This is a genomic window from Cyanobium gracile PCC 6307, assembly GCF_000316515.1.
Lineage (GTDB): Bacteria > Cyanobacteriota > Cyanobacteriia > PCC-6307 > Cyanobiaceae > Cyanobium > Cyanobium gracile.
Window position 1 is genome coordinate 675,216 of the sequence record NC_019675.1, and the last position, 25,159, is coordinate 700,374.

The 25,159-nt window shown below is 70.1% G+C and carries 25 protein-coding genes and 1 tRNA gene; 15 read left to right on the forward strand and 11 right to left on the reverse strand.

Translation table 11 applies throughout. The features are described 5' to 3' along the window. Positions 1-100: 100 nt before the first annotated feature. The 3 genes from CYAGR_RS03045 (at position 101) to CYAGR_RS03055 (ending at position 3,571) form a co-directional block, all read left to right on the forward strand. A complete protein-coding gene (locus CYAGR_RS03045; protein WP_015108299.1) occupies positions 101-1,171 on the forward strand; it encodes a ligase-associated DNA damage response exonuclease in 1,071 nt (356 codons plus the stop codon). Between the two features lie 71 nt (positions 1,172-1,242). Further along, positions 1,243-1,905 carry a Coq4 family protein gene (locus CYAGR_RS03050; protein WP_015108300.1) on the forward strand — a complete coding sequence of 221 codons (663 nt, stop codon included), beginning with the start codon at positions 1,243-1,245 and terminating at the stop codon, positions 1,903-1,905. 4 nt (positions 1,906-1,909) lie between these two features. Continuing rightward, complete coding sequence (locus CYAGR_RS03055) at positions 1,910-3,571, forward strand: ATP-dependent DNA ligase (RefSeq protein ID WP_015108301.1); 1,662 nt, start codon at positions 1,910-1,912, stop codon at positions 3,569-3,571. A gap of 5 nt (positions 3,572-3,576) precedes the next feature. Here the strand turns inward: CYAGR_RS03055 and CYAGR_RS03060 are convergent, their stop codons facing one another. The 4 genes from CYAGR_RS03060 to CYAGR_RS03075 all read right to left on the reverse strand — a co-directional run bounded on the left by CYAGR_RS03060 (position 3,577) and on the right by CYAGR_RS03075 (position 7,046). Beyond that, a complete protein-coding gene (locus CYAGR_RS03060; protein WP_015108302.1) occupies positions 3,577-4,170 on the reverse strand; it encodes a DUF4178 domain-containing protein in 594 nt (197 codons plus the stop codon). Positions 4,171-4,232: 62 nt separating this feature from the next. Continuing rightward, a complete protein-coding gene (locus CYAGR_RS03065) occupies positions 4,233-5,780 on the reverse strand; it encodes a polyamine aminopropyltransferase (protein ID WP_015108303.1) in 1,548 nt (515 codons plus the stop codon). After that, the gene (locus CYAGR_RS03070; RefSeq protein ID WP_015108304.1) at positions 5,777-6,010 is read right to left on the reverse strand and encodes a hypothetical protein; all 234 of its coding nucleotides are present in this window, start codon (positions 6,008-6,010) and stop codon (positions 5,777-5,779) included. The genes CYAGR_RS03065 and CYAGR_RS03070 overlap by 4 nt, the downstream gene beginning before the upstream one ends. Before the next feature lies 1 nt (position 6,011). Then, the gene (locus tag CYAGR_RS03075; RefSeq protein WP_015108305.1) at positions 6,012-7,046 is read right to left on the reverse strand and encodes a hypothetical protein; all 1,035 of its coding nucleotides are present in this window, start codon (positions 7,044-7,046) and stop codon (positions 6,012-6,014) included. A gap of 54 nt (positions 7,047-7,100) precedes the next feature. Between CYAGR_RS03075 and CYAGR_RS03080 the strand changes: the two genes are divergently transcribed. Then, positions 7,101-7,310, forward strand: a complete 210-nt coding sequence (locus CYAGR_RS03080) for a DUF350 domain-containing protein (RefSeq protein ID WP_015108306.1) — start codon at positions 7,101-7,103, stop codon at positions 7,308-7,310. A 23-nt stretch (positions 7,311-7,333) separates the two neighbouring features. Then, the gene (locus CYAGR_RS03085; protein ID WP_015108307.1) at positions 7,334-9,862 is read left to right on the forward strand and encodes a ligase-associated DNA damage response DEXH box helicase; all 2,529 of its coding nucleotides are present in this window, start codon (positions 7,334-7,336) and stop codon (positions 9,860-9,862) included. Between the two features lie 30 nt (positions 9,863-9,892). Here CYAGR_RS03085 and CYAGR_RS03090 read toward each other — a convergent pair. The 3 genes from CYAGR_RS03090 to cax form a co-directional block, all read right to left on the reverse strand. Beyond that, a tRNA-Ser gene (locus CYAGR_RS03090) sits at positions 9,893-9,977 on the reverse strand. Positions 9,978-10,037: 60 nt separating this feature from the next. Then, complete coding sequence (locus CYAGR_RS19365; protein ID WP_015108308.1) at positions 10,038-11,219, reverse strand: pentapeptide repeat-containing protein; 1,182 nt, start codon at positions 11,217-11,219, stop codon at positions 10,038-10,040. Continuing rightward, on the reverse strand, positions 11,216-12,328 hold the full coding sequence (gene cax / locus CYAGR_RS03100; protein ID WP_015108309.1) for a calcium/proton exchanger: 1,113 nt from the start codon (positions 12,326-12,328) through the stop codon (positions 11,216-11,218). Before cax ends, CYAGR_RS19365 begins: the two co-directional genes overlap by 4 nt. 172 nt (positions 12,329-12,500) lie before the next feature. Here cax and CYAGR_RS03105 point away from each other — a divergent pair, with 172 nt between their 5' ends. The 4 genes from CYAGR_RS03105 to siaD all read left to right on the forward strand — a co-directional run bounded on the left by CYAGR_RS03105 (position 12,501) and on the right by siaD (position 15,695). Next, the gene (locus tag CYAGR_RS03105) at positions 12,501-13,808 is read left to right on the forward strand and encodes a SpoIIE family protein phosphatase (protein WP_015108310.1); all 1,308 of its coding nucleotides are present in this window, start codon (positions 12,501-12,503) and stop codon (positions 13,806-13,808) included. Positions 13,809-13,887: 79 nt separating this feature from the next. Beyond that, on the forward strand, positions 13,888-14,436 hold the full coding sequence (gene siaB / locus CYAGR_RS03110) for a biofilm regulation protein kinase SiaB (protein WP_015108311.1): 549 nt from the start codon (positions 13,888-13,890) through the stop codon (positions 14,434-14,436). Positions 14,437-14,440: 4 nt separating this feature from the next. After that, entirely contained in the window at positions 14,441-14,836 is a 396-nt protein-coding gene (gene siaC / locus CYAGR_RS03115; protein WP_015108312.1) for a biofilm regulation phosphoprotein SiaC, read from the forward strand. Between the two features lies 1 nt (position 14,837). Further along, positions 14,838-15,695, forward strand: coding sequence for a biofilm regulation diguanylate cyclase SiaD (siaD, locus tag CYAGR_RS03120; protein ID WP_071881544.1), 858 nt, complete (start codon positions 14,838-14,840; stop codon positions 15,693-15,695). A gap of 159 nt (positions 15,696-15,854) precedes the next feature. On the opposite strand, the gene nrdJ is transcribed toward siaD, so the two are convergent. Further along, positions 15,855-18,227, reverse strand: a complete 2,373-nt coding sequence (gene nrdJ / locus CYAGR_RS03125; RefSeq protein WP_015108314.1) for a ribonucleoside-triphosphate reductase, adenosylcobalamin-dependent — start codon at positions 18,225-18,227, stop codon at positions 15,855-15,857. A gap of 109 nt (positions 18,228-18,336) precedes the next feature. Between nrdJ and CYAGR_RS03130 the strand changes: the two genes are divergently transcribed. The 4 genes from CYAGR_RS03130 (at position 18,337) to CYAGR_RS03145 (ending at position 21,742) form a co-directional block, all read left to right on the forward strand. After that, on the forward strand, positions 18,337-19,032 hold the full coding sequence (locus CYAGR_RS03130; RefSeq protein WP_015108315.1) for a class I SAM-dependent methyltransferase: 696 nt from the start codon (positions 18,337-18,339) through the stop codon (positions 19,030-19,032). Further along, complete coding sequence (locus CYAGR_RS03135; protein WP_015108316.1) at positions 19,029-20,681, forward strand: peptide chain release factor 3; 1,653 nt, start codon at positions 19,029-19,031, stop codon at positions 20,679-20,681. The genes CYAGR_RS03130 and CYAGR_RS03135 overlap by 4 nt, the downstream gene beginning before the upstream one ends. A 110-nt stretch (positions 20,682-20,791) precedes the next feature. Further along, positions 20,792-21,031: a hypothetical protein gene (locus CYAGR_RS03140; RefSeq protein WP_015108317.1), complete on the forward strand. Its 240-nt coding sequence runs from the start codon at positions 20,792-20,794 to the stop codon at positions 21,029-21,031. Positions 21,032-21,055: 24 nt separating this feature from the next. Next, positions 21,056-21,742: a CPP1-like family protein gene (locus tag CYAGR_RS03145; protein WP_015108318.1), complete on the forward strand. Its 687-nt coding sequence runs from the start codon at positions 21,056-21,058 to the stop codon at positions 21,740-21,742. A 7-nt stretch (positions 21,743-21,749) separates the two neighbouring features. Here the strand turns inward: CYAGR_RS03145 and hslO are convergent, their stop codons facing one another. Together hslO and CYAGR_RS03155 are read right to left on the reverse strand one after the other, a co-directional pair. Beyond that, positions 21,750-22,667 carry an Hsp33 family molecular chaperone HslO gene (gene hslO / locus CYAGR_RS03150; RefSeq protein ID WP_043326311.1) on the reverse strand — a complete coding sequence of 306 codons (918 nt, stop codon included), beginning with the start codon at positions 22,665-22,667 and terminating at the stop codon, positions 21,750-21,752. 39 nt (positions 22,668-22,706) lie between these two features. Beyond that, a complete protein-coding gene (locus CYAGR_RS03155; RefSeq protein WP_015108320.1) occupies positions 22,707-23,360 on the reverse strand; it encodes an ABC transporter ATP-binding protein in 654 nt (217 codons plus the stop codon). A 102-nt stretch (positions 23,361-23,462) separates the two neighbouring features. Here CYAGR_RS03155 and CYAGR_RS03160 point away from each other — a divergent pair, with 102 nt between their 5' ends. Beyond that, positions 23,463-23,909: a DUF3531 family protein gene (locus tag CYAGR_RS03160; RefSeq protein WP_015108321.1), complete on the forward strand. Its 447-nt coding sequence runs from the start codon at positions 23,463-23,465 to the stop codon at positions 23,907-23,909. Then, positions 23,909-24,724, forward strand: a complete 816-nt coding sequence (locus CYAGR_RS03165; protein WP_015108322.1) for a 16S rRNA (uracil(1498)-N(3))-methyltransferase — start codon at positions 23,909-23,911, stop codon at positions 24,722-24,724. The genes CYAGR_RS03160 and CYAGR_RS03165 overlap by 1 nt, the downstream gene beginning before the upstream one ends. Here CYAGR_RS03165 and CYAGR_RS03170 read toward each other — a convergent pair. Beyond that, the gene (locus CYAGR_RS03170) at positions 24,690-25,070 is read right to left on the reverse strand and encodes a hypothetical protein (protein WP_015108323.1); all 381 of its coding nucleotides are present in this window, start codon (positions 25,068-25,070) and stop codon (positions 24,690-24,692) included. The genes CYAGR_RS03165 and CYAGR_RS03170 overlap by 35 nt on opposite strands. Positions 25,071-25,159: the final 89 nt, after the last annotated feature.

Below are 25,159 nucleotides of genomic sequence, written 5' to 3' on the forward strand. Positions count from 1 at the left end.
GCGGTGATGGCTGCCCCATGGCTAACGGCGAGCCCCACCGCCGTCAACGGAACGGGGCCGCCAGGATGCGGTCATTCCCCTGCGGCGGCAGCAGCACGCCATGGCCCTGCCGCCCGACGGCCTGCTCCAGCTCACCCCCCAGGGCCTCTACTGCCCGGCGGCAGCGGCCTGGATCGACCCCTGGCGACCGGTGAGCCGGGCCCTGATCACCCATGGCCACGCCGACCACGCCAGGCCCGGCAGCGCCGCCTACTGGGCGGCGACCCCGGGTGAGGGCGTGCTGCGCCAGCGGTTGGGGGCCGGCATCGAACTGACGGGGGTGGCCTACGGCCAGGAGCGCCGTATCGGCGAGGCCCTGGTGTCGTTCCATCCGGCCGGCCATGTGCTGGGCTCGGCCCAGATCCGGATCACGGCCGGCGGCGAAACCTGGCTGATCAGCGGCGACTACAAGCGCGATGCCGACCCCAGCTGCGCGCCGTTCGAGCCGGTGGGCGCCGATGTGCTGATCACCGAGGCCACCTTCGGCCTGCCCATCTACCGCTGGCGCCCCGGCCATCAGGTGGCGGAGGAGATTCTGGCCTGGTGGCGCGGGGCGTCCCAGCGGCCCTCGCTGCTGTTCGCCTACGCCTTCGGCAAGGCCCAGCGGCTGCTGGCGGAACTGGCGGCGCTGGGGGTGAAGGAGGAGGTGCTGCTGCACGGGGCGGTGCAGGCGCTGATGGAGCCGTACCGGAGCCAGGGGGTGGTGCTGCCGCCGACGCGGCCGCTCAGCGAGCTCGCCCGCAGCGCCTCGCTGGCCGGGCGCCTGGTGCTGGCGCCGCCCTCGGCCCACCGCTCGCCCTGGATGAAGCGGTTCACCAACCCCCAGACCGCCTTCGTCAGTGGCTGGATGGCGGTGCGGGGGGCGCGCCGGCGACGGGGCTTCGAGCGGGGCTTCGCCCTCAGCGACCACGCCGACTGGGACGGGCTGCTGCGCACGGTCCGCGACTGCGGCGCCCGCCAGGTGTACGTGACCCACGGCAACAGCGACGGACTGGCCCGCTACCTGCGCGAGGAGCTCGGGCTGGCGGCCGAGCCCCTGGGGCGGGCCTTCGAGGGGCAGCGCAACGAGGAGGGGGAGCTGGAGGCGGCGGCCATGCCGTCGGAGGGGACCCCCGAGGGCCCGCCCTGCTGACGGTGGCCACGACCCCAGCGAGGCGGCGGCGACCGTCCGAAAATGGAGGCCTCTCCAACGGGGCGTCCTCCATGCTCTTCAACCTCAGCCGACGCCTGCAGTCGCTGCGGATGGTGGCCGGCCTCGCCGCCTTCCTGAAGAACCCCACGGAACTCGAGAGCGTCTTCGGGGTGGCCCGGAGCCTCCAGGGCAGCCCCCTGGCCAGCCAGATGCAGCGACACCTGCTGGAGAACCCGGCCATGGCCGCCCTAGTGGCGGAAGGCTGGCGGCCCGAGCCGGTCGACCTGGCCCATCTGGCGGCTCTGCCCGAGGGCAGCCTCGGTCGCACCTACGCCGAGCAGCTGCAGCGGCTGAATCTGACGCCGGACAGCCTGATCGATCCCCGGCCGATCACCACACCGGCGGAGTACATCACCCACCGGCTGCGGGAGACCCACGACATCATCCATGTGCTCACCGGTTTCGGCATCGACGGCCCCGGCGAGCTGGGGCTGCAGGCCTTCAACCTGGCCCAGGTGCGTTCCCCCCTGGCGGTGCTGCTGATCTTCGGCGGCCTGCTCGGCACCCTTCAGGACGACGAACCCCTCGAACCGCTGCTGCGCGCCCTGGCCCGGGGCTTCGCCATGGGCCTGGAGGCCCGCTGCCTGATCACCTTCAAGCTGGAGGAGGGCTGGGAGCGGCCCCTGGCCGACTGGCGACGGGAGCTGGGGCTGCCGGAATCGCCCAGGGTCTGAGCCGATGCAGCTGTTCGCCGAGCTCTTCGAGGCCCTGGAGCACAGCGGCGGCACCCGGGCCCGGGTGGCCGCCCTGGCGGCTTTCTTCCAGGCGGCCGATCCGGCCGACGGCGCCTGGGCCCTGGCCCTGCTGCTGGGCAAGCGGCGCCGGCGGCTGATCACCGGGCGGCGGCTGCGGCAGATCGCCCTGGAAGGCTCCGGCCTGCCGGAATGGCTGTTCGATTCCTGCCACGCCCAGGTGGGGGACTCGGCGGAGACCATCGCCCTGCTGCTCCCCCGGCTGGCCCTGCCGCCGGCCCCGCCCCTGGCGCTCCCCCTGGCCGAGTGGATGGGAACGCGGCTGCCAGCCCTGGCCGCCCTGGAGGCCGAAGCACAGGCGGAGGCGGTGCTGGCGGTCTGGGGGGGGCTGCCCGAGGGGCAGGTCTTCCTGTTCAACAAGCTGCTCACCGGCGGCTTCCGGGTGGGGGTGGCAGCAGGCCTGGTCACCCGGGCGCTGGCGGAGGTGTCGGGGCTGGAGGAGGCGGAGCTGGCCCACCGGCTGATGGGCGGTTTCGAGCCCTCCGCCGCGTCGCTGCAGGCCCTGCTGGCGCCCCTGGAGGCCGGCGCCGCCGCCCCGATCAGCCGGCCCTACCCCTTCTGCCTGGCCTCCCCCCTGGAGGCGGAGCGCCTCACCGCCACGGATCCCGCCGGTTGGCAGGTGGAGTGGAAGTGGGACGGGATCCGGGCCCAGCTGATCCGCCGCGACGGCCAGACCTTTCTCTGGAGCCGGGGCGAGGACCTGATCAACGCCAGTTTCCCCGAGCTGGAGGGGATCGCCGCGTTGCTGGGACCGGGCACGGTGCTGGACGGGGAGCTGACCGTCTGGCCAGCCGAGGCGAGCCAGCCCGCCGGCTTCGGCCCCCTGCAGCGGCGACTGGGGCGCCAGAAGCCCGGCGGCGCCCTGCTGCGGGAGTGTCCCGCGGCCTTCGTGGCCTACGACCTGCTGGAGCTGGGGGGCCAGGACCTGCGCCCCGAGCCCCTGGGCCGGCGTCGCGCCGCCCTGGAGGATCTGGTGCGGCGGCTGCCGGAGGCGGCCTCCACCCCCGCCGCCGGGCTCCTGCGCCTCTCCCCGGTGCTGCCGCTGGGGAGCTGGCAGGAGCTGGAAGCCCTGCGCGAGCAGGCCCGCTCTGTGGGCGCCGAGGGGTTGATGCTCAAGGCGCTCGATTCGGCCTATGGCGTCGGACGGCGCCGCGGGCTGTGGTGGAAGCACAAGCTGGAGCCGATGGAACTCGATGCGGTGCTGCTCTATGCCCAGGCTGGCAGCGGCCGCCGCGCCAACCTCTACACCGACTACACCTTCGGCCTCTGGGACGGCGAGGGCCGGCTGGTGACCTTCGCCAAGGCCTACTCGGGGCTCGACGACGGCGAGATCACCGAGCTGGACCGCTGGATTCGCCGCCACACCACCGAGCGCTTCGGTCCGGTGCGGGCCGTCGAACCGCTGCAGGTCTTCACCCTGGGTTTCGAGGGCCTGCAGCGCTCCTCCCGCCACCGCAGCGGCCTGGCGGTGCGTTTTCCCCGCATCCTCCGCTGGCGCCGCGACCGCACCCCCGACTCCGCCGACAGCCTCAGCAGCGCCCTGGCCCTGCTGGAGAATCCCGCTCAGGGATCAGCCGCTCAGCGATAGACCGCTCAGCGGTAGACCGAACGGCCATCCCCGGGCAGCAGCAGCGGCGCCGCCGGGTCGATGCGCAGGCCCAGGCTGAGCTCCGGCGGCCCGGGATCGTCGCCCTCCTCCCAGCGCTCCAGGGAGAGCACCCGACCTTCCGCCCCCTCGTAGTCGCCGTAGCGGCAGCCCGTCAGGCGCCGGTTCATCACCCGGGCGGCGGCCGTCACCGACGCTCGGCCCGTATCCTTCAGGTGATAGAGCTGGCCGCGGCAGCGCAGGTGCTCGGGGAAGTCGGCGGTGAGACCCTCCAGCTCGGCGGCCGGGACGTCCTCCAGCCAGCTCACCTCCAGCCAGTCGTCCTCGCAGACGCTCAGCCAGCGGCCCTCGGTGCCGTCGCGCAGCAGGTACTCCAGCCACTGGAAGCCGTCGTCGTCATAGAGCAGCCGGTCCTCCACCACCCAGTCACGGCCGTCGTGCTGGACGATGTCGCCGGTGGTGAGGTTGAACAGGGTGCGGCCCTGCAGCTGCGGGGCACGGCGGCGCAGGCGGGCCCGCCGCCCCACCAGCAGGGCGACGGCGGCGAGCAGCAGCAGGAGCAGGAGAAGCCAGACAGCCATCGAGGCGCTCAGGGGCCGGACCAAACTGGCCGGCGGGCCCAGCTTATGGACGCTGGTGCCGATCAGTTCTCGCGCCAGCGGCCCTGGCGCTGGTAGTCGGCCAGGACCGGTCGGCTCAGCCGGTTCGGCAGCACCCGCTCCCCCGGCGGCGGCATCAGATCACGACTGAGGGGAAAGAGGCGCTCCAGTTGCCCCTGGTCGATCCAGCGACCCTGGAAGGGGAGCAGAGCCGGTGCCAGGCGCGGCGGACCGCGGTGGGCCAGCACGAAACCCCAGGGCCCGAAGCTGGGCACATCCACGCCGTAGGGGCGGGTCGTCAGGTTCAGCTCGGCCAGGGTGGCCTGGATCGAGGCCAGCACCCTGGGGCTGAAGAACGGCGTCGAGGCCTGGGTGACCAGCAGGCCGTCGGGGGCGAGCCGGCCCAGCAGGCGCCCGTAGAAGGTGACGCTGTACAGGCGCGCCAGGGCCGGCGTGGCCGGGTCGGGGAAATCGGCGATGATCACGTCGTAGGTGCCCGGCAGCTGCCGCACCCGATCGAAGGCGTCGCCGAACACCAGCCGCACCCGGGCGTCCTCCAAGCTGGCACCGTTGAGGCGCCTCAGGAACGGATGCTCCCGGGCCAGTCGCGCCATGGCCGGGTCGAGCTCCAGCAGATCCACCTGCCGCACCGCCGGCCAGCGCAGCACCTCCCGCAGGGCCAGGCCATCGCCCGCCCCCAGCAGCAGCACCCGGGCCGGCCGGCCATGCCAGGCCATCGCCGGATGGACCAGGGCCTCGTGGTAGCGGTACTCGTCGAGGCTGGAGAACTGCAGCTGGCCGTCGAGGAACAGGCGCAGGTCGTCGCGGCGGCGGGTGAGCACGATGCGCTGGTGGCGGCTCTGGAGGCGGCTCACCACCGGATCCTCGTAAAGCCCGTCCTCGATCCGGTCGCCGAGGGGGACCAGCCCCAGGCCGGCCAGGGCGACCATGGGAACGGCGACGGCGATCGAGCGGCGCCAGAGGCGCCCCACCGGGAACACGGCGGCGATGACCACGCAGCTGACCAGGGGCATCACAGCCAGCCAGCCGGCGGTGGGCAGCAGCCCCAGCCAGGGGAGCAGCACCAGGGGAAACAGCAGGGCACCCACCAGGGCGCCCAGGTAATCAAGGGCCAGCACCCGGGCCAGGGCGACGCGCAACTGCTGGCCGCACTCCAGCAGCCGGGTCAGCAGCGGCACCTCCATGCCCCCGAGCGCCCCCACCAGCACGGTGAACACCACCAGGCCCAGCCATACCGGCCCCCCCAGCCGGAACAGGGCGAACAGGCCCAGGGGAGCCAGCAGGCACAGGGGGGCCAGGGCCAGTTCCACCCCCAGGAACCACTGCAGCAGGGCCAGACCCGGGTCGGGCCCGGTGGCCAGGAACTGGCTCAGCCAGGCGCCCAGGCCCATGGCGGCCAGGAAGGTGCCCACCACGACGCCGGTGGCCAGGGCATGGTCGCCGAGCAGATAGCTGGCCTGGGTGACCAGCATCAGTTCCAGCACCAGGCTGACGCTGGAGGAGAGGGCTGCCGCCGCCAGCAGCACCCGCACCTGCAGGGGGCTCAGGGGCGGAAGGCTCCGGGCCGTCATTTGGCCGCGCCCGGTCCGCGCCCCTGGAACCCCGTCCAGTCCTGGCGGCGGGGGGTCGCCGTCACCCAGCGGCCGGAGCGGTAGCTGCCCCCGTAGCGGACGCCGCTGGAGGCGGCAGGGGTGCCCTCCTGGCCGAGGCGCCAGAGGCCGGGACGGGTGATAGCCGTCAGGGTGCCGGCGGTGACCACCGTCACGGCCAGCACCATCACCACCGCGCGCTCATCCACCACCTCAGCGGCCCTCCGTTGCCGCGTCCAGGGTCAGCACCGGGACCGCTCGGGCCGTCCGCAGCCCGTCCTCCACGGTGAGCCGCAGCCATTCGATCTCCCAGAGGTCCCCGTCGGCGCGGAAGCTGTCGGGAAGCCGCACGCGGAAGCGGTGGCTGCCCGGCTCCGGCAGCCGCAGATGCATCACCTGTCGGGCGGACAGCCAATGGTCCCCATCGCTGGAGCGGTGGGACACGGCCAGCGTCTGCCGATGCCGGAGGCGGGGGCGCCCGAGGGCGTCGCACACCTGCAGCTCCAGGGCGGCGGTCGGCGGGGGCTGGCCCAGGGGGGGATCGTCATGGGGCAGCTCCCAGCGCGCCTCCACCCCCACCCGCACCAGGCCGGGGCCACCGGCGTCACAGCGGAGTGCGCTGACGCCGTCACCGCTGCGCCGCACCCAGCGGCCCCGGCCGATGCCGTAGCAGGCCCTCAGCAGCACCAGCGCCGTCGCCTGCGTGACCACGGCGGTGAACAGGAGCAGGGGGGCGTCGACGCTGTGGTTGCGGACGCTGCCGCGGACCACCACCGGAGCCGGCAGGGGGCGGCCCGCTTCATCGAGCAGATCCTGCAGCTGCACCGCCAGCTGGAAGCGTCCGCTCCGGCCCGGGCGCAGGTCCAGCGCCAGGCCCGCGTCGCCCTCCTCCCAGGTGCCGCTCTCCCCGTCCTCCGCCCAGGTGCCGCTCGCCCGCCAGCCGTCCTTGGTGAGGCTCAGCACGGTGCGGCCGCTGGCGTCGAGCAGGGCCACATCCAGCTCGACGCTGCTGTTGGGGGGGATCTCGGCTGCCAGCGTCAGCTGCGGGCTGCCCAGCCAGCCGTCCCGCAGCTCAAAGGGGGCGCTGAGCACCCGCTGCCCCTCCGGCACCACCATCACCAGCCGCCGGGGCCACTCCAGCGCCGAAACCGCCAGCACCAGCAAAGGCAGCAGCGGCAGCAGCAGGCTGGCCAGCGGCCAGAGCAGCAGCGCCGGGTCCCGCTGTCCGCCCGGGGAAGACGTCCCCATCAGCGGGCGGCCTCCGGGCTGTCCCTACGGTGGGTCCGGCTTTGAGACGCGGGGATGGTCAAACCACTGCTCCAGATGCTGCTGATGGTCGGCTGGACCTTTCTGGGCATCATCCTCATCTATGTCGGGCTGCTGCTCTTCGATCGCCTCTCGCCGATCGATTACCGGGCCGAGATCCGACGGGGCAACGTCGCCGCCGGGGTGGTGCTGGGGGCCGTGATCCTGGCCATCGCCGCCGTGGTGGTGGCGGTGCTCTCCACCTGAGCCGTCCTCGCCCCGCCCCACCCTTGACCCCTTCCACCGCGGCGGCGCTGCGGCCGATCGAAGCCTGGTTCACAGCCCGCGGCTGGCGGCCGATGCCCTTCCAGCGCCAGTGCTGGCGCGCCTACCTGGAGGGTGCCAGCGGCCTGATCCAGGTGCCCACCGGTTCCGGCAAGACCTACGCCGCCGTGATGGGACCGATCGCGGCGATGCTGGCCGAGAACGGGGGCGCCGGACCGGAGGGGGGCGCAGGACCGGAGGGGGGTCTGCGGCTGCTGGTGCTGACACCCCTGCGGGCCCTGAGCCGGGATCTGCTGCTGGCGATCCGGGAGCCGATCGAGGCCATGGGCTGGCCGCTGCGGGTGGGGCTGCGCAACGGCGACACCAGCAGCCATGAGCGGGGCAAGCAGCTCAAGGCCCCGCCCCAGATCCTGATCACCACCCCCGAATCCCTCTCCCTGCTGCTCGCCGGCCCCCGGGCCGAGGCCCTGTTCGCCGATCTGGAGGCGGTGGTGATCGATGAGTGGCACGAGCTGATGGGCAGCAAGCGCGGCTCCCAGACCGAGCTCTGCCTCAGCTGGCTGCGGGGCCGGCGGCCGGCCCTGCGCACCTGGGCGATCAGCGCCACCATCGGCAACCTCCAGGAGGCGGCCCGGGCCGCGGTGGGTGTCGGCGTCGAGCCGCGGATCATCACCGCCCGCATCCGGCGGGACACCCAGATCCGCAGCCTGCTGCCCGACACGATCGACGGCTTCCCCTGGGCCGGCCACCTGGGGCTGCGGATGTACGAGGAGCTGGTGACCGCCCTGGACCCGGCCGTCTCCACCCTGCTGTTCACCAACACCCGCAACCAGGCCGAACGCTGGCACCAGTGCCTGCGCTTCGCCTGCCCGGAGATGGAGGGGGCCCTGGCCCTGCACCACAGCGCCATCGACCGGGCCGAGCGCGAGGCCATCGAGGCGGGGGTCAAGGCGGCGGCGATCCGCTGGGTGGTGTGCACCAGCTCCCTGGATCTGGGGGTCGACTTCCAGCCGGTGGAGCGGGTGGTGCAGATCGGCAGCGCCAAGAACCTCGCCCGGCTGCTGCAGCGGGCAGGCCGCTCGGCCCACCAGCCCGGTGGCACGGCCCAGGTGCTGTTCATGCCCACCAACGCCCTGGAGCTGCTGGAGGTGTCGGCGATGCGCCGGGGACTGGGGGAGGGGCTGGTGGAGCACCGCCGCCCGCCCCAGGAGCCCCTCGATGTGCTGCTCCAGCACCTGGTGAGCCTGGCCTGCGGTCCGGGCTTCGAGCCCGAGGCCACCCTCGCGGCGGTGCGCTGCACCTGGAGCTACCGCCACCTGGAGCGCAGCCGCTGGGACTGGTGTCTGCGCTTTCTGGAGGAGGGGGGCGACTGCCTGGGGGCCTACCCGCGCTACCGCAAACTGGAGCGGGAGCCGGTGGGGGCGACCGGAGCGGGACCGTGGCGCTACGTGGTGCGCGAACCGGCCGTCGCCCGCCTGCACCGGCTCAACATCGGCACGATCAGCGCCGATCGGGCCGTGACGGTGCGCTTCGTGCGCGGGGCCGTGCTGGGCCACGTGGAGGAAGCCTTCGTCGGTCGGCTCAAGCCGGGGGACGTCTTTTTCTTCGCCGGCCGCCAGCTCGAATTCGTGCGGCTGCGGGAGATGACGGCGATGGTCAAGGCCACCACGCGCCGCAGCGCCACGGTGCCCGCCTGGGGCGGCGGCCAGATGGCCCTTTCCGACCTGCTCAGCGCCCATCTGCGCCGGGAGGTCGACCGCTGCGCCCGCGCCCTCGACGGCGAGGCCGGGTTCAGCCTCGACACCGCCGAGCTGCGAGCCCTGGAGCCCCTGCTGGAGCGCCAGGTGCAGCTCTCCGCCCTGCCCCGGACCCACCAGTTTCTGGTGGAGCTGTGCCACACCCGGGAGGGCAGCCACCTCTACGCCTATCCCTTCGAGGGCCGCTTCGTGCACGAGGGCCTGGGCTTCCTGTGGTCGTGGCGGCTGGCCCGGCACCATCCGGGCACCTTCACGGTGTCGGTGAACGACTACGGCTTTGAGCTGCTCGCCCCTCGCAGCTACCCCTTCGAGGAGCTGCTCGCGCAGCACGCCGAGACCCTGCTGGATCCCACCGGACTGCTGGAGGACCTGGAGCGCGCCGTGAACCTCTCCGAGCTCTGCCGTCGCCGCTTCCGCTCCATCGCCCAGGTCAGCGGTCTGGTGCTGAACGGCTACCCCGGCCAGGCCCGCTCCGGCGGCCAGCTGCAGATCAGCGCCGCCCTGCTCTTCGATGTCTTCCAGCGCCATGAGCCCGGCAATCTGCTGCTGGCCCAGGCCCGTGGCGAGGTGCTGGAGGACCAGCTTGACCTGGGTCGGCTGATCGGAACCCTGCAGCGGCTGCAGGGGAGCGAGTGGCTGGAGCGTCACCCTCCCCGTCCGGGGCCCATGGCGTTTCCCCTGCTGGCGGAGCGGCTCAACAACCGGATGAGCAACGAGTCCCTGCTCGAGCGCCTGGAGCGACTGCGCCAGCAGGCCACACGGGCGGAGGGCCTCTGAGGCGCCGGCGGCGGCGCAGGCCAGGAAGAACGGAGGGGGTGGGATTCGAACCCACGGAATCTTGCGATTCGCCGGTTTTCAAGACCGGAGCCATCAACCACTCGACCACCCCTCCAGGATGGGCGGCCCGACGCGCATGTCGGAGCTCCGCCATGGTCCCATGAAGGGGCGGCGCCTACAGCCGGCTGGGCAGCCCCTTGCAGCCGCCAGGGATGGTCTGCCGGGAGCGGATCCCGCTCCAGGCGGCCAGGTAGGTCCGGCTGGCCGGATCCAGCTGGCGCACCCCCGAGAGGTTGACGTTCTCCACCAGGGCACCGGTGCCAACGCCGGCTGCGTGGTCCGGCGGCTGCTGGGGCTGGGGCGGGGTGGCCACCAGGGGGTCGCCGTAGAAGAAGCGGGTGCCCTGCAGGCAGGCCCCCTGCAGGTTGGCGCCGGCCAGATTGACGGCCGAGAGATTCGCTTCGGCCAGATCGGCGCCGGAGAGGTCGGCACCGGAGAGATCGGCGCCGTTGAAATCGATGGCCCGCAGGTCGGTGCCGGCGAGGTCGGCCCCCCGCAGCATGCTCTGCAGGCGGATCACCGGGACACCCCGCTGCCGGTCCTCCTCGTAGCTGCCCTCGCCGTCGAGGATGGCGCGCCCCAGCCGCTGGTCGCGGCGCAGGGGGGTCAGGAGCCGGGCGTGGGAGAGGAATCGCAGGATGCGGGCCTTGCCGTCGCCGTCGATGCTGCTGAGCACGGCGGCCAGGCGCCCCTCCGCCAGCATCCGCTCCAGGGGCCAGTCCTCCAGCAGTCCCTCCTCGTCGCTGATCAGCTCGGAGATGCCGTGGATGAAGCTGTCGATGGTCTGGGCCTGGGTGATGCGGTTCTGCTGGGTGGTGAGTCGCTGGTCCACCATCACCTGGCGCCAGGCGATCATCAGGGCCACCAGGGCCACGAGGATCTGGCCGACCGCCCCGATCACCCCTTCCCCGAAGGCCCCGATCGCCTCCCAGTCCCCGTTGCGGTAGATCGCCAGCAGCGGGTCAAGCCAGCCCAGGGCCAGGGGGATCGACAACAGGGCCAGCACCAGGGACACCAGCGCCAACAGGCGGACGGTGGGGGGCTCCTCCAGGTGGCGGGCCAGGAGCTGCCAGAGGGGCGGCAGCAGCTGCCGCAGGGCCAGAACAACGGTGAGCAGCGCCGCCGCCACAGCCAGCCAGGCCAGTCCCAGCAACAGGGACGCCTGCAGCACCAGGAGCGTGAGCAGCAGTTGCATCCCGGCCCCGTGGCGCAGGCGGGTCCAGGCCCCACCTGAGCGCAGGGCGGGGGGCGGGCCGGAAGCGGGGGGGAGCGGACGGTCGTCCGGCTTCGTGCTCATGGGACGGGGCTGCCCTGGAAGAAGAAGCCGGCCGCCAGGATGGCGTAGGCCGCCAGTAGCAGCACCCCCTCCAGCCAGTCCGAGCGTCCATCGAGGCTCACCAGGTTGCTCACCAGCACCGCGGTCGCCACCGCCACCACCTCGTAGACGTTGAAGCTGAGGTCGAGGGGGTGGCCGAGCAGCGGGGCCACCAGCAGCAGCACCGGCACCACCAGCAGCCCCACCAGCAGGGTGGAGCCCAGGGCCACCGACACCGCCAGGTCCATCTTGTCCTTGCGGGCCATGGTCACCGCGGTGAGGTATTCCGCGGCGCCGCCCAGCAGGGGAAGCAGCACCACACCGGTGAACAGGGCCGACAGGCCCAGAGACTCGGTGACGGTCTCCACCACGCCGACGAACAGCTCGGAGGCGTAGGCCAGGCCCACGGTGGCCGCCAGCAGCACGGCGACCCAGGGGAGCAGGGGTGGCTTGGTGCCGCCGCCTTCGCCATGGGCTTCCTCGCCTTCCACGCCCAGGTCAGCCTCGGCCACGGCGTAGAGGGTGCGGTGCGTCTTCAGGGAGAACAGCAGGGTCAGGCCGTAGACGGCCAGCAGCACCCAGGCCACGAACAGGGAGAAGGATTCGGCGGCTCCCGCGTCGAGGCCCCCGGCGCCGTCAGCCACCATGCCCCGCAGGCTCGGGATCAGGATCGCCAGGACGGCCAGGGTCATGGCCGAGCCGTTCACCCGGGCCACCACCGGCTGGAAACGCTGCTCGCTGCGGCCGATCCCGCCGACCAGCATCGACAGGCCGAGGGCGAGCAGCAGGTTGGCCATCACCGTGCCCGTGATGCTCGCCTTGACGATGTCCACCAGGCCGGCCCGCAAAGCCGCCAGGGCGATGATCAGTTCGGTGGCGTTGCCGAACAGGGCATTGAGCAGGGCCCCGAGCGAGGGCCCAAGGGTGAGGGAGAGCTCCTCCGTGGCGGTGCTGAGCAGGATCGCCAGCGGAATGATCGAGAGGATCGAGGTGACGAAGACGATCCCGTCCCCCCAGTGGAGCCGATCCGCCGTCGCCGCCACCGGCAGCATCGCCAGCAGGCCGGTGGCGATGCGCAGGCGAGGGGGCATGAAGAGGGAAAGAGCGTGACCCATTGTGACCGACTGTTGATCGCCGGGGCCATGGCCGCCAATGGTGAAATCACCATGACGGGGCGGGGCGGGCCCGGCCGTCGAGTCGAAGTGATCAGGACGGCGCGAGGGGGAAGTTCGACTCAGAATGGCCGCAGCAGCATGCTCCTGATTGCCCGACACCCTGCAGGCCCGCATGGGTCCGACCAACCCTCAGGCGATGAACATCCCCGTCCAGGGACCCAATGGGGACGGGCCCGAGCGGCGCCCCGGCCACCGCTTCGGGCTCCGCAGGCCACCGCGAGGGCATCACCCCCCGACACGAAAAGCATCGGCATCGATCCAGCAGGTCTTCACCCTGATTGCGATTGTCAATGGGCTGGTTCTGCTGTACCTGGTCATCGCCGCCATCCAGGTGCTGATGGTGCCCGGCAGCCGCTCGGCGGAGATCTATGTCTCCCTGATCCTCACGCTGCTGCTGGTCATCCTGGCGATCATCTCGTATCAGATCATTGCCCGGCGCATCATTCTGCCGATTGCCCGGCTGGTCAGGGAAGCCAGTGCGATCGAGAGCGGCGACATGAGCAGTCTGCTAACGGTCCGGAGCAACGACGAGATCTCCAGGCTGGCCCAGGCCTTCAACATGGTGCTCGTCAAGATGCGCCAGGCCCTGATCGCCGGTGAGGCCAGCAATCGGCAACTGCTGGAAGCGAACCGACAGATCGAAGCCTCCATCAACTACGCGGGCCTGCTGCAGCGCTCGATCCTGCCGGACCGCCAGCTGAGGGAAACGTTCGGCAACGACTATTTCATCCTCTGGCTGCCGCGTGACACGGTCGGTGGCGACTACTACATCTTCCACTCGGAAGGCGGACACTGCCTGGCCGGGGTGGCCGACTGCGCTGGCCACGGCGTGTCTGGAGCGATGATGACCATGCTGGCCAGGGCAGGAATCGATCGCTCGATCATGGAGGTGGGCATCAGCTCACCGGCCGCCATCCTTGGTTGTACCGATAGCGCCATGCGCACCCTGCTGCATGGGGCCAGGATGAGCAAGTCGATCGCCACCAGCATGGACATCGGGCTGGTTCGCCTTGACTTCGAAACCAGAACACTTAGATTCTCCGGGGCAAAGATTAGTCTCTATTGGAGTGATGGGCAAACCATGCACATGCTCAGCGGAGACCCTCGGGCCATCTGCGACCAACGGGTGGGCTCCTACACGGACCACGACATTCCGTTACTGCCGGACTGCACCTACTACCTCACCACCGACGGGCTTCTGGACCAGTCAGGCGGCGACAACGGCTTTTCCCTCGGCACTCAGCAATTCAAGGAATGGCTGATCCGGCTGGCCCGCCAACCGCTGGAGCAGCAACGCCAGGCCCTGGCCGATGCCCTCGAGCAGTTTCGTGGCGGCCATCCCCAGAGGGACGACATCACCATCCTTTCCTTCCGTTTCTCTTCGAGGCCTGACTGATGCCCCAAACGACCATGACCAGCGAATCCGTCTCAAGCCCCACCAACGCCCCTCTCGAGGCGATCTCGGAGCCGAAGCGATGACGATCACCACCACCAGCCTGATGTCTCTGAGGGAATTCTTCAGTGACTATCAGATCCTCATCTGCTTCAATGGCCCCATCTCCACCACATTGATCGGCGAGATCGGATCAGCCCTCAAGGAACACATCGAATCCAATCACGCACCAGAATTGGAAGTGATGGATGTGTTCAGTGTTTATATTGAAATGAGTCAGAATATCCGTAATTACGCCACCAGCCATGGCTTCAGTGACGCCGAGTCCTCCGCCACGGTCGTGATCGCGGCCGCCGAGGCTGGCCATTACGCCGTCTGTGCAGGTAACCTCGTGGAAATGGAGGATGGAAAGGCCCTGCTGAAGCGGATCCACGAACTCGCCAACTGCGACAAGGCCCAGCTGAAGATGCTCTATAAACAGCAGTTGCGCCAGCCCCACTCCCAGACCCCGGGCCAGGGTGCCGGCCTGGGTCTCATTGAGATTGCCAGGCGCTCCACCCAGCCCATGGAGGCCTCCCTTGACCCCCTTGAGACCGGTCGTGCCTTCTTCAGCCTTCGGGCCATCATCTGATCCCATGAGCAGCAGCGAAGCACTGAACCTGTCGGTACCGGGCTCCCAGTCCAGCCCTTCGATCCGTGCGGACTGGAAGGCCGGTGTCGTGGTGATGAGCGGTGAGTCCTATCCTGAGAATTCGTTTGAGCTCTTTGACCAGCTGATCCAGTGGATTGAGTCCTACCTGTCCACCGCCAACCAGTCTCTCACCCTCGAGCTGCATCTCAATTATCTCAACACCAGCAGTATTCGCTTCATGATCGATATCTTTGATCTGCTGCAGGGCGCTTTTGATGAAGGCAAGGAGGTGCTGGTGCAGTGGATGTTCGATGACAGAAACCCCCGCTCCGCCGAACTGGGTGCAGAATTCAAGGAAGACTACACCTTTCCTTTCCTGATCCTTTCCATCAACGCCTGACATGCCCGAGACTTCCGGCCCGAAATCAGACGATCACCTGGAACAGGAAGTCATGGCTATTCTGGCCGATCAGCGCTACGACAATGATCCGGTCCGGGATCTGTTGGCCCGGTTGTGGCATCGCATCGAAGAACAGGTGGACCGGCTGGAGCGCGTGGCTGATATCTCTGACCTCTATCAATCCCACGTGCTGGAGAGCAACCGCAGCCTCGCTAATCGCTACGAGAAACAGCTACGGCAGATCAAGCGGGTGGTGCGCATCTCCGACCTCTATCAGGCTTCACTGAAGGAGGTGAATCTCACCCTGTTCGAGGCCTCCACCCACGACGCCCTCACGGGAATCTCCAACCGTCGCTTCATGGCGGAACGCTGCCTCGAGGAGGATCAGCGTGCCAGCAGACACGGCTCCACCTATTCGATGATCATCCTGGATATTGATCATTTTAAGTTGGTCAATGACGACTATGGACATGCCGCCGGTGATCTGATGCTGGTGGACTTCGTCAAGGCCCTCTCCAGCAGCCTCCGCCATTACGACATCATCGCCCGTTGGGGCGGGGAGGAATTCCTGGCCCTGCTGATCGATGCGAATCTTTCAACGGCAGAGGGCGTGGCCAAGCGAATGCTGGCCAACATTCGCAGCATGCGCGTCTCCATCGACGACATGGAACTGCAACTCACCGCCAGCCTGGGACTGACCGAGCACAAGGTCGATGAGAACTACGACGCCACCTTTCGCCGTGCCGACAAGGCTCTGCTGATGGCCAAGAACGGCGGTCGCGACCGTCTCGTGGTGATCGATCCAGGCGATCCCCTCAGCCACCGCGAGATCAGCACCCTGGACGCCACCACCGAGTAGGGGTCTCGGCAAGCGCCGAAGCGGATTCCACGTCCTGCACCCTCTGCATCGGCAAAACCACGTCGCCGGGCGTTATCAAACCGGGGGAGAACTTCCTCCATGGTGCCCCCGGTCTGCAGCCACGGGTGGAACCAGGCGGCCCTGTGAGCCGCCGGATCCTCAGGCCTCAGGCTTGGCGAGCGGCAGCAGACACTTGTCGGAATCGCACCCGGCCGGGCCGGCTTCCATCAGCTCGCCGCGGTCGTACTTCTGCAGCGCCAGGAAGAAGTCAGCACAGACTCGTCGCTGCTCGACCTCAGCGACCATCCGGGTGTAGGTGGCCTGATCAATCGGCTCGAAAGGCAACCGCGGGAAGGTGGCATTGGCATCGAAGCGGGCCAGAAGCGCGGCCGAGATGTAACCCTCCCCGTTCTCGATGGCGTGGTGAATCGCGGCGGCCAGGGGCTCGATCTCATGCTCGCGGAACTCCACGGTCGCCGAGGTGTTGTGGGTGGTGTAGTGCCGCTGCACCTGCATGTAGAAATCGAACTGGGCCAGAGCCGAGAAGTTGTTGATCTCCACCCGATCAGCGCCGGGCAGGTTGGCCCAGCTCACCTCGGTGGGGATCTCCACCAGCCATTCGGTGCAACGCGGATCGAAGGGATCATTCAGCAGCCGCCCCTGCTCGTCCTTGTCGGACTGGGAGGGAACGATCGCGTAGCCGTACTCCATGCAGGCCAGGGCCACCGGATCGTTCTTGCGGAAGGTGATGCGGCGGATGAAGCGCTGGGCCTTGGGGGGATGCCAGCCAGGGCTGGCGCCCGTGAGCAGGCTCTTGGTGCCGGCCGGCTGGACAGTGGTGCAGCGGTTGGGTCGGCGCATGCCGTGGCGGTCGCAGTAGTCCCACACCGCCTCGTGCACCCAGTCCTTCCAGCGGGACAGGTAAGCCGCCTCCTGCTGGCGAAACGCCCGGCCCTCCTCGCTGTCGGGACGGCCCGCCTCCCACCACTGCAGCCAGGGGGTGCCGAAGGCGTGGACGAAGAAATCGAACAGACCCGTGAAGCTGACCCCCACGATCGGGTCCCAGGACCGGCTGCGGCGGTAGCGCTCGACCTCGAAGCGGTGGTTCAGCAGACAGGCCACCGCCAGACCACCGGCCTTGAAGGCATCCTCCTGGGCCTGGTGGTCGGCGGGGTCGATCCGGTTGAGATGGATCTCCGCCAGGTTGCAGTGGAAATCGGCACCGAGAATCTCACCGCAGGGGTTGAGGCCGTAGCGGCCGAGGCGGTGTTCGAGCTCGTCGGCGCCGATCCCGGGATGGTGCAGCTGCAGCCAGCGGCCGGCTTCCTCCCGTCCCTGATCGCAGTAGATGCCGATGAATTCGGTGCGCAGCTCTGGGGTGCTCAGCAGGTCGGCGTTGGAGCGGGCGATGGCCTCGGGGGCGAACTGGATGGCGCCCTCGCCCGACTGGAACTGCTTGGTGACCGCTTCCAGCACCACCTCGCGGCTGGGGCGCACGTGAAACACCCGGGTGTGGTTGGCCATGCGCAGGGCGTCCCTCTCCGGATCGATGCGCCAGTTGCCCTGGTCGTCCTGCTGCCAGAGGTTCTCCTTGGCACCGAGGGCGGAATCGTCATCGGCGCAGAACTGACGCATGCCGGCACTGCGGCGGATGTTGCCGGCCACGATCGTGACCGCCGCCTCATCGATCAGCAGGCAGCACTCCACCGAGGTGAGCTGGCGGCCCCTGGCCTTGTTGAGGATCTGGGCGACGCGGCCGTAGAGATCCTTCAGCTTGACCGGATTGGCCATGCCGCCGAAGCCCTTGAGAGTTTCCCCCACCGGCCGCACGTCCGAGAGGTCGACCGAGACGTGGACGGGGCCGTCGAAACGCTCATCGCTGCAGAGGTTGAGAAGCAGCCGGTAGCTCTCCACCCAGCCGGCGCGGGTGTCCCCGACGCGGACGCTGACGTGATGGCCCTCAATCGCGTGGGTGGTCAGCTGCTGGCGGGAGCCGATCGGCGTCAGGCCGATGTCGGTGACGCCGTCGATGACGAGGGTGTTGCGCACCTTCGGCAGCCGGCTGATCAGATGGGGTTCGATGATGGCGCCGGTACCGCAGCCCATCATCGCCAGATCCATCATCAGGGCGAAGGCTTCCCAGTCCACCAGGTTGGTGGACGTGCAGTTGTAGGCCCCGGAGAAGTTCTCGGGCTTCTCGATCCATTCGGTGCCGCCGATCCACAGCCAGCGGCCGGAGGGCAGGGCCATCTGGTGGCGCTGCATGCGCCGGATCAGCTCCACCTCCTCAGGAGCCAGGGAACCCAGCACCCGCAGGCCCTCCAGGTTGCGCTCGGCCACCTCATGCCAGCTCTCCCGACCGCCGCTTGGGGTCTTGCGGCTGTAGGTGCGATAGAAGACCGGGTAGGCCGCCGGAGCGGTGAGCGGGAAATCTGCCGCCGGCGCTGGAATCGCGTCGCTGCCTGGAGATGTCGCCCCGGCAGATGTCGCCGCCGTGGCGGGGGTGGCTGGACGGGCGGCGGAGAGGGTCACAGAGGGTACGGCCGGATCGTGTTGCGCACCATAACGCCACCTGTAGGGTCTGCAACGCTCTGACCCCACCAGGCACGGTGCCTGTAGCGCCGGAGGGGATGCTGGAGCGATGGAGCGGATCTGCGAACCGGAGCTGATGGACGAGCCGCTGCAGGCCGAGGCCTATGCGGCGGCGGACTTCTCCGGCGGTGACCAGGCGGTGCTGGAGCGAATCGAGGCGCTTCCGGGTCTGCGGGGGAGCGGCGACGGGGAGGGGCTGAGCGTCGTGGATCTGGGCTGCGGACCGGGGAACATCACCTTTCTGGTGGCGCGGCGGTGGCCCGGCGCCCGGGTGCTGGGCATCGACGGATCGGCCGCGATGCTGGCCATCGCCGAGCGGCGGCGGCTGGCGGATCCGGCCGCCCACCGTTATGTGCGTTTCCAGCGGCTGGTGCTACCCAGCCCGCAGCTGGTGGGCCCCTGCAGCGCCGTGGTCAGCAACAGCCTGCTGCACCATCTCCATGACCCGGGCGTGTTCTGGGGTGCCGTGAAGCAGCTCGCGGGGCCGGACACCGGCCTCTACGTGCGGGATCTGCGCCGGCCGGCGAACGCCGCGGACCTGGAAGCCCTGGTGGCCCGCCACACCGGCGCGGCCCCGGAGGTGCTGCGGCGGGACTACGCCCATTCCCTGCGGGCGGCCTTCACCCCCGCCGAGGTGAGAGAGCAGCTCGATAGCGCCGGGCTGGGGGGGCTTCAGGTGCGGGAGGTGGACGACCGGTACCTGGAGATCCAGGGCCACGGCCTGCCTGGCAGGCTGGCCCCATGACCAGCCGACCCCCCTCCATCCCCGTACCGGACACCGACGCCGCGGCACTGGCGGCGGCGGTGAGCAGGCGCCGCAACTTCGCGATCATTTCCCACCCCGATGCGGGCAAGACGACCCTCACCGAGAAGCTGCTGCTCTACGGCGGGGCCATCCAGCAGGCCGGGGCGGTGAAGGCCAAGGGGGAGCAGCGCAAGGTGACCTCCGACTGGATGGAGCTGGAGAAGCAGCGCGGCATCTCGATCACCTCCACCGTGCTCCAGTTCGACTACGCCGGCAGCACGATCAACCTGCTCGACACCCCCGGCCACCAGGACTTCTCGGAGGACACCTACCGGACCCTGGCCGCCGCCGACAACGCCGTGATGCTGGTGGATGCGGCCAAGGGTCTGGAGCCCCAGACCCGCAAGCTGTTCGAGGTCTGCCGGATGTGGCGGATCCCCATCTTCACCTTCATCAACAAGATGGACCGGCCGGGGCGTGAACCCCTGGAGCTGATCGACGAGATCGAGCAGGAGCTGGGGCTGGCCTGCTGGCCGGTGAACTGGCCCATCGGCAGCGGCGACCGCTTCCGCGGCGTGATCGACCGGCGCTCCCAGGATCTGCTGCTGTTCGAGCGGGCCGAGCGTGGCCGTCAGAGCCTGGAGCGGCGCCTGGCCCCCGGCGACCCGGACCGGGCCGGGCTGGTGGAGGCGGAGCTGCTGGAGCTGGCGCAGGAGGAACTGGAACTGGTGGAGGGGGCCGGTGCGGCGCTGGATCTGGAGCGGGTGCACGCCGGTGAGCTGAGCCCGGTGTTCTTCGGATCGGCGATGACCAATTTCGGGGTGCGCCCCTTCCTCGATGCCTTCCTGGAGCTGGCCCAGCCGCCGGTGGCCCGGGAGAGCGACCAGGGACCGGTGGATCCGCTGCGGCCGGAATTCAGCGGCTTCGTGTTCAAGCTGCAGGCCAACATGGACCCCCGTCACCGCGACCGGGTCGCTTTCGTGCGGGTCTGCAGCGGCCGCTTCGTGAAGGACATGAGCGTGCGCCACGCCCGCAGCGGACGCACCATCCGCCTGTCCCGCCCGCAGAAGCTGTTCGGCCAGGACCGGGAGGTGGTGGAGGACGCCTACCCCGGCGATGTGATCGGCCTCAACAACCCGGGCATGTTCGCCATCGGCGACACCCTCTACACCGGTTCACGGGTGGAGTACGAGGGGATTCCCTGCTTCAGCCCCGAGATCTTCGCCTGGCTGCGCAACCCCAACCCCTCGGCGTTCAAGAGCTTCCGCAAGGGGGTGAACGAGCTGCGGGAGGAGGGCGCTGTCCAGGTGCTGTATGACACCGACCCCAGCAAGCGGGACCCGATCCTGGCGGCGGTGGGCCAGCTGCAGCTGGAGGTGGTGCAGTATCGGCTCGAGAATGAGTACGGCGTCACCAGCCGGCTCGAACCGCTGGAGTTCAGCGTCGCCCGCTGGGTGAGCGGCGGCTGGCCGGCACTGGAGCGGGTGGGGCGCCTGTTCAACTGCAAGACGGTCCGCGACGCCTGGGACCGGCCCGTGCTGCTGTTCCGCAACGACTGGAATCTGCACCAGCTGCAGGAGGACCACCCCGACCTGGAGCTGCACGGGGTGGCCCCGGTGGTGAGCGGAGTGGAGCCGATCACCCTCTGATTCCGGGGGGCATGGGCGCCGGCCCCGGGGAATCCGCTCTCTCGCGCAGGGCGGTTGGAGGGGGCAGAATGAAGCAACAATTCGTCACGCCGCAACGGACGGTCACTGCGATGCCTCGATCCGTGACGCCATCCCCGCTCTGGCTTGTGCGTCCCCGCAGCGACGGGGGCAGTGATTACGTCAGCTTCCAGCCCTCCCAGGGGGCCGTGGAGATGCGTGAAGGCAGCCACCTGCCGCCCCAGATGCCCCTGCTGAAGCGGCGCCGCTCCCTGGCCGTCGAGGAGGCCGAGGCCTGCCGGCGCCGTCTGCAACAGGAAGCCGGATATCACCGCAGTGAACCGCTTTTTTAGCCTTGGCTCGATACGCTCGATGGTATGAACCAAGGATCCGAACAGCCGCAGCCGGCCCCTGACGCCTCCGATCCGTACGAGCGGCTGGGCGTCGCTCCGGATGCTTCCTTCGACACGGTCCAGGAAGCCAAACTGGCCCGGCTCGAGGAGGCCGGAGACGATCCGATGGTGCGTTCCCGCATCGAGGCCGCCTACGACGCGGTGCTGATGGACCGGCTCAAGGAACGCCAGCAGGGTCGGGTCAGCAGTGCCGCCCGCTCCGCCTCCCAGAGGGAACAGGCCTCACCTCCGCCGAGTCGGCCAGCCCTTTCGGCCCTGCCGAGCCTGCCCCAGCTTCCCCCCTCCCGCCTGCCCCGTCCCAGCTTCTCCCTGCCCCGGCTGCAGCTGGCGAGCGGCCGGGACCTTTGGTTTCCCCTGGCGGCCGACGGCGTCCTTCTCGTCCTGCTGGTGCTGATGCCCGGCGCGGCCCCCGAGCTGCTGACGGCCCTGGCCACCGGCGTCACCCTGCTCAACCTGCAGCGGCGTAACGGCCGCTTCCTGGCAGCGGTGGGCTGGTCCTTCGCCCTGCTTTGCCTGGGCCTGGTCCTCGGTGGCCTGCTGGCCGGTGGGCTGGGGCCCTCCGTGGGCTCGGCCCTGCCGGTCTCCACCCTCCAGCTGCAGAGCATCCCCGCCATCCTGCTGCTCCTGCTCGGTGCCCTCCTGATCGCCTGAACGCAGCTCAGGCCACGGCGGCCAGCTCGTCGATCAGCTCCTGCAGCTCGGGGGCCTCCACCCGGTAGACCTCACTGCAGAAATGGCAGGTGAGTTCCGCCTGGCCATCCTCGTCCAGCATGGCGCTGAGCTCATCGCGGCCCAGGAGCCGCAGGGCGCTGACGCTGCGGTGGCGGCTGCAGGGGCAGTGGAAACGCACCGGCTGCTCGATCGGCGCCGCTTCGAGGGGCTGGGGATCGAGGTCCGGAAAGATGTCCTCGAACAGGGCGTGAAGCTGGTGGGCATTGGCAGCGAGCCGTTCACTGAACCCGGTGATCTCCCGGCAGCGTTCCTCCAGCAGGGCCACCAGGGCCGGCTCCCGTGCCGCCTTCGGCAGCACCTGCACCAGCACCCCACCGGCGCAGCGCACACCGGAACTGTCGATCGTCTCGCCCACGAACAGGGCCGAAGGGGTCTGCTCGGAGTGGAGCAGGTAGGAGGCCACATCCTCGCCGATCCCGCCGCTCACCAGTTCCACGGTGCTGCTGAAGGGTTCCCCCTGGCCCCGGTCCCGCACCACGTGCAGGTAGCCGGTGCCGGTGGCGCGGCGGAAGTCGAAGCGGTGGCCGCCGGCGGCGTCGAGGAGAAGATCGAGCTCCAGATCCGGCCGGCCCACGTAGCCGCGCACGGTGCCGTCCCGGCCCGCATCCACCATCAGACCCCGCAGGGGCCCGTCGGACTGGATGCGCAGATTCACGCGTCCATGGGCCACCTTCATCGAGCTGGCCAGCAGCAGCCCCGCCGTCATGGCACGCCCCAGCAGGGCCGTGGTGAGAAAGGAGAGCCCGTGGCGATCGCTGGCCACGCGGCTGGCGGCGGTGGTGGTGACCGCCACCATGCGGATGCCTCCTCCGGCGCCGGTGGCCCTCAGCAGGCTGTCCCCCACGAACCGTCCCCCCATCAAGCCATCCCCACCATCAGCCCGTCATCGTAAGGAGGCGGATCGGGGGGCCTCCAGGGGCCCCAGGGTGCCCCCCTCCAGGCGCCACCCGTGGTCGATCACGCCGCGGAACAGCTCGGGTTCGTGGGTCACCACCAGCAGGGCCCGCTCCCGGGCCAGCGCCCCCAGCAGCTGCAGCACCTCTTCCCGCACGGTCCAGTCGAGGCCGGCGGTGGGTTCATCCAGCAGCAGCACCCGGGCATCGCGCACCAGCTGCACCGCCAGCGCCAGGCGCCGCTGCTGGCCGCCGCTGAGCCGTTCGGGAGCCTGCTGCAGGGAGAGGTGGCCGAGACCCACCTGCTCCAGCACCGCCTCAGCCTTCTCGGCGGGGAGACGCCGCTGGCCCAGCTTCAGTTCCTGACCCACCGTCAGACCGAGGAAATGGCGTTCCGGGAACTGGAACACCAGCCCGCACAGCCAGCGGCGCTGGCGGCTGCTGAGGACCTGCCCCTGCCAGAGAATCCGGCCGGCATCGGCTTCGGCCAGGCCGCAGAGCACCTCCAGCAGGGTGGTCTTGCCGCTGCCGCTGCGGCCGGCCACCAGGGCCGGGGCTCCCACCGCCAGCTGCAGGGACACATCCCGCAGCAACGGCGCAGCTGCCGTGGCCGGGTGGTAGCGCAGACCGATGACGTCGAGCATCCCACCAGCATGCCGTCCGCCCCTGCGACCGGGGAGAGCCCGGACGTCAGAGCCCGGGAACGTGTTGGATGGGGGGACACGCGCGCCGTCCCCCCCTTCCCCATGGATGTCCGATTTCGCGAGGTGGATCCGTTCAACTGCTGGATCTGGCTGCACTTCGCCGACCAGCCCGGCGGTGCCGAGCGTGGCTACGTCGAAACGGCCTTCGACAGCTGGTTCTTCCTCGGCAAGCTGGGCGGCTTCAATGCCGAGAACCTGCAGACCCACGAGGGGGGTGTGGACCTGGGCTGGCTCCCCTACGACACCGAATCCGCCGAACGCTGCCTGCCGGCCCTGATGCACAACATGGGGCCGATGGAGTACCAGGACGACTGGGCCCGCTGCTGGGTCGACCTGGGCACCAGCGATGCCCTGGCCCTCGATGTGCTGATCAACGCCCTGCGCCAGCTGGACAACGACGTTCTCGAGATCACCGAACTGGTGATCGGCGGCCTCAACGAGGACTGGCCGATCGACGAGGAGCCCGAGAGCCCGTTCTCCAGGGACTGATGGGGCGGGAGCTGCGCCGGCTGCTGATCAGCCCCGATCGGATCGCCGCCCTGGCGGCCGGGGGGCCGGAGCTGGCCCGGCTGGCCCTGGAGCCCCAGGAACGCCACTACCTGGAGCGGGTGCTGCGCTACCGCCCCGGCGATCGCCTGGCGCTGGTGGACGGCATCGGCGGACTCTGGACGGCGGTACTCGACCCGGAGCGGCGCCTGCAGCTGGAGCAGGACCCCGGCGCGCCCCTGCTGCGGGAGGCACCGCCCGGACCGCCTCTGGAGCTCGCCATGGCCGTGCCCCGGCGGGAGGCGGATCTGGTCTGGCGCATGGCCACCGAGCTGGGGGCCGACCGGCTTCAGCCCCTGCTGGCCGAGCGGGGCGCCCCGGGGGAGCGCTGTCCGATCGAGCGCTGGCAGGGGATCGTGCGGGAGGCCACCGAGCAGTGCGAACGGCTGTGGCATCCGGTGCTGGAATCCCCCGGGCCGGCCGGGGAGTGGCTGGCCCGGCCGGCGGCCGGGATCGCCCTGCTGGCGACCACCCGGCGGGAGGGGCTGCCTCTCTGCAGCCAGCGGCTGCGGGAGCTGGCGGACCGGGTGGAAAAGGGGGCCAGCGAAGCGGACCCGACGGCCGGCCTCCGACTGGCGATCGGTCCGGAAGGGGGCTGGAGCCCCCAGGAGGAGGAACGGGCCGAAGCCGCCGGCTGGCAGCCGGTGAGCCTGGGACCCACAATCCTGCGCACGGCCACCGCCGCCGTGGCCGGCCTGGCCCTGCTGGCCGACTGGCGGGCGCTCAGGAGCGCATCATGCCGGCCGCCATCTCCTTGAACACGGCCAGGTTGGCCCCAGGGGTGCGGCGCTTCATCGGGGTGGCCCCCCCGGCGATGACGCAGTCGGGGGCGAAGGTGGCCATCGACGGGGCCGGCCGCAGCGCCTCGGCGGCGGCCAGCTCGGCCGCGATCGCCTCGGCGGTGGTAAGGCCCGAAACGGGCTGGGGGGTGGCCTCCGCAGCCGCTGGAGCGGCGGCGGACGCTGCGCTCTTCGCCTCGGCTTCCTGGGGGGCGGCCTTCGGGGCCGGCTTGGCCTCGGCCCGGGGGGGCGCCACCACGGCCGGGGGCTGGTTGCCTTCGCCGCCGCCCAGATCAAGGAAGAACTTGGGTCGCTTGAAGACCATTCGCTGCACCGCCGGATGCAGCGATTATCCGCCGAAGCCGGCGCTCCGCTGCACCTGGCTTAGATCTGTGCAACACAACCGGGCCCCCT